The organism is Pseudomonas sp. EGD-AK9 (assembly GCF_000465935.2).
Taxonomy (GTDB): domain Bacteria; phylum Pseudomonadota; class Gammaproteobacteria; order Pseudomonadales; family Pseudomonadaceae; genus Aquipseudomonas.
In genome coordinates this window covers 1-3,596 of sequence record NZ_AVOF01000324.1, presented here as the reverse complement: position 1 = coordinate 3,596, position 3,596 = coordinate 1, and the positions used below count along the sequence as shown (strand labels likewise).

5 protein-coding genes are annotated in these 3,596 nt (G+C 68.2%); 1 reads left to right on the top strand and 4 read right to left on the bottom strand.

What is annotated here, in order from left to right:
- Positions 1-301, bottom strand: a 301-nt coding sequence (locus N878_RS15135; RefSeq protein ID WP_031303239.1) for a hypothetical protein, incomplete at its 3' end; no start/stop codon positions are given.
- A gap of 223 nt (positions 302-524) precedes the next feature.
- Here N878_RS15135 and N878_RS15130 point away from each other — a divergent pair.
- Positions 525-920 carry a YkgJ family cysteine cluster protein gene (locus N878_RS15130; RefSeq protein ID WP_021444462.1) on the top strand — a complete coding sequence of 132 codons (396 nt, stop codon included), beginning with the start codon at positions 525-527 and terminating at the stop codon, positions 918-920.
- 45 nt (positions 921-965) lie between these two features.
- On the opposite strand, the gene N878_RS15125 is transcribed toward N878_RS15130, so the two are convergent.
- From N878_RS15125 to N878_RS15115, 3 genes are all read right to left on the bottom strand, one after another.
- Positions 966-2,153, bottom strand: a complete 1,188-nt coding sequence (locus tag N878_RS15125) for a gamma-butyrobetaine dioxygenase (protein WP_021444461.1) — start codon at positions 2,151-2,153, stop codon at positions 966-968.
- 89 nt (positions 2,154-2,242) lie between these two features.
- Positions 2,243-2,728, bottom strand: coding sequence for a thioesterase family protein (locus N878_RS15120; RefSeq protein WP_021444460.1), 486 nt, complete (start codon positions 2,726-2,728; stop codon positions 2,243-2,245).
- Between the two features lie 80 nt (positions 2,729-2,808).
- A partial coding sequence (locus tag N878_RS15115; protein WP_021444459.1) for an L-carnitine dehydrogenase occupies positions 2,809-3,596 on the bottom strand: 788 nt, incomplete at its 5' end.

The window sequence follows — 3,596 nt, the reverse complement described above, 5'->3', positions numbered from 1 at the left end:
CGGGCTTGAGCTCGGCCGCGACGGGTGAGGCCTGCTCGGCCGGTGGCGGCATCTGCGGTTCGCCCCGCTCGCCCTGCTCCACCCTGAGCAGGCGCTCGTGGATGGCGCTGGTGCCGCGTTCAAAGCGTTCGGCGAAGTCCTTGAGCTGGGCGGCCAGTTGCCCGTTGCGCTGCTCCAGGCCGTGCAGGCGCAGCGCCTGGCCCAGACTCAGGCCGAGCAGGCCGCCGAGAATGGCGCCGGTGACGGATTCGCTGACCCCAGCGCCGAGTACCAAGCCGACCAGCATGAAGATCCATTGCATGCAGTGTGTCCCGCTTCGATAAGGAAGTCGCCTCGCATCCCTGGCAGGCCGAGGTGCGCCCAGTATAGGAGGCACGCTCGCCAACACCCAGGGAGACGACTGCCACAGCGGTCACAGGCACAACGCAAAGTGGGCAACTGCCGGCCGGTGCTTCACAAACGCGGCGCGCCCGCTATCATCGCCGCCCCCAACCCGCGCGGCGCAGACCGCCCATGACCCGACCATGATGAAGCCCCGCCTGATCGCCGCCGCCGAACTCGACCGCCTGGAAACCTGGGCCAAATACAGCAGCGACATGTGCCACAGCTGCATGTCCAGCTGCTGCACCCTGCCCGTGGAAGTACGCCTGAACGACCTGATCCGCCTGGAGCTGGTGGACGAGTTCGAGCGCAGCGAGCCGCCGAAGAACATCGCCAAGCGCCTGCAGAAGGACGGGGTGGTCGAGCGCTTCAACCAGAAGTCGGGCATCTTCACCCTGACCCGCATGTCCAACAACGACTGCCTGTTCCTCGATCGCAAGACGCGCCTGTGCACCGTCTACGACAAGCGCCCGGACACCTGCCGCCATCATCCCAAGGTCGGCCCGCGGCCGGGGTATTGCGCTTACAAACCGAAGTAGGCCGGGCATGCGCGGCGCGCTGCAGCGCCGCGCATCTCGGGTATATCAGCGCTGCAGCACGCGGATCCGCGACAGCAGCTCGTCACGGTCGACATAGCAGCCCTGAAAATGCCGCGCGCCGCTGGCTGGGTCGAATTCGCTGCGCGCGTGCATCACCCGCCGATTGTCGAAGCACCACAGCTGCCCGGCCTCGAGCCGGCGCTGCAGGCGAAAGCGTGGCTCGCGGGTCAGGGCGATGAAGCGCCGGTAGGCACGATACAGCGCCGGCATGCGCTCGACCGGCGCGTCGAACGGGCCGCGCAGGAAGTTGGCCATGCGCACCTCGCCGATCCGCCCCTCGGCATCCAGGGCGATGATCGGCGCCAGGCAGCGGTAATCGCTGGTGCGGCTCTTGTTGCGGAACTCCACCGGCGTCGTGCACAGGATGTCGAACAGCTCGGGCGCCTCCTGGTGCAGCGCCTCGGCGATGGCGAACCCGTCGACGAACACGCTCTCGCCGCCCGTCGCGTCGTTGACCAGGCAATGCAGGAACTGCAGGCCCGGCTGCAGCTCGCGGGTCGGCAGGTCGGTGTGCAGCGGCAGGTTGAAGGCGGTGTAGGCGTTGCTGTCGGCATCGGCCTTGGACTGCACGTCGAACAGCACGCCGAAGTTGCTCTCGCGAATGAAGGAAATGCGCTTGGCGAGCCGGAGCAGAACGCCCTCGCTGGCCGGCACCGCCACCAGCTGGGTCAGGCCCAGATCGCGCACCGCCAGCAACCAGCGCAACAGGGTGGCGTCATCCTCGAGCACCGCCTGGTAGTCGAAGCGCGGCAACTGCTCGGCCAGTTCGGCGCCCCACAGCTGCGGTTGCGGACGCTGCGCCTGGCGCTCTTCGCGCGATGCTGGGTCATAGGCGTGAGCCCGCAGCCAGCCGGGGTGGAAGCGGCTGTGGTGACCGCCCAGCCAGTCGATCAGCAGATGGCCCTGCTCGTCGATGCGGGTCCGCTGCGGAGCCAGCTCCTCCGCCACGTCGACGATCTCCAGCAGCTGTTCCCGGGTCACGCCGTAGACGCACTGGCTGCAGGGGCAGTTGTCGCGCAGCCACTGGTAGTGGAAGGGACTGACCCGGCCATCGCTCCAGGCGACCTGCAGGCTGTCGCGGGTGGCGTCGAGACCGACCAGATCGGCACTGATCGGGTAGGTGCGCCAATCGGCGATGGGTGCGGCCTGGAGCGAGGGGTCTACGGCATTCATGGCGGTCTCCTTGCGGGATGCTGGCCCGCGAAATTGTTGTCAGGGATGGGGGGACGCACACCAGGCCATCCTGGCCTGCCGGCCGGGCACTAGGCCCTGGCCGGGGGCAAGGCTATGACCCGGCCGACATGCAGCGGTCTGGGCAGGCTCCGATGGGCCTGCGCCAACGCCAGCAGCCGTTGCCGCACCTGCTCGTCGAACGCGGCCGAGCGGCCGCCGGCAGTGTCGATGTTCATCAGCATCTGCTCGCTGGCGGCGAGCAGTTCCTCGCCCTCCGGGTAGTAGAGGCCGTGGTGGATGTGCAGGCGCTTGCCGTCATGCGCCAGCAACTGGGTGCGCACCTCTACCTCGGCACCGAGCTTGATCTCGGCCAGGTAGTTGAGGTGGCACTCCAGGGTGTACAGGGTGTGGCCGCTGCGGGCACGCCCCGCCTCGTCCAGGCCCAGGTGGTCCATGAGCGCGTCGGTGGCGTAGCTGAAGATCAGCAGATAGAAGGCATCGCGCAGATGGCCGTTGTAATCCACCCACTCGGGGGGAATGGCGCTACGGTAGGTACTCAGCGCTTGGGCAGACATGGATGGACTCGCTCCGACAGGGCGGGCCCCCGCAGGCGGGAGCGCGCGTAGGGTGCGCCGCACGCACCGGAAAGACGCGGTTACTCGGCGAACTCGAAACCATGCCTGGCCTTGGTCTGGCGGATCGCCTCCAGCACCGCCAGCAGGCAATCGTCGCGGTAGCGCTCCAGGGCATCCAGGCTGCGTTCGCCCTGCTGCTTGGCAGTGCCCTCGACCACCGCATCGATCAGCCCCTCGGTCAGCTCCGGCGCCTCGAGGTACGTCCAGGGCAGCTTCAGCGCCGGGCCGAACTGGGCCATGAAGTGGCGCATGCCGGCCGGGCCGCCGGCCAGGGTATAGGTCAGGAAGCTGCCCATGAACGACCAGCGCAGGCCGGCGCCGAAACGGATCGCATCGTCGATCTCGCCGGTGGTCGCCACGCCATCGTTGACCAGGTGCAGCGCCTCGCGCCACAGGGCCTCGAGCAGGCGGTCGGCGATAAAGCCCGGTACCTCCTTGCGCACATGCAGCGGGCGCATGCCCAGCGATTGGTAGACCTCGATGGCGGCCTGCACCGCCTCCGGGGCGGTCTTCGCGCCGCCCACCACCTCCACCAGCGGCAGCAGATAGACCGGGTTGAACGGGTGGCCGACCAGGCAGCGCTCGGGATGCTTGGCGTCTGCATAGAATTCGCTGGGCAGCAGGCCCGAGGTGCTGGAGCCGATCAACACATCCGGGCGCGCGGCGGCGCTGATCTTGGCGTGCAGCTCGCACTTGAGCTCGAGGCGCTCGGGGGCGCTCTCCTGGATGAAATCGGCATCGCGTACGCAGTCTTCGATGGTGTTCACGAAGCGCAGGCGCTCCAGCGAGGCGCCGGGGGCCAGGCCCT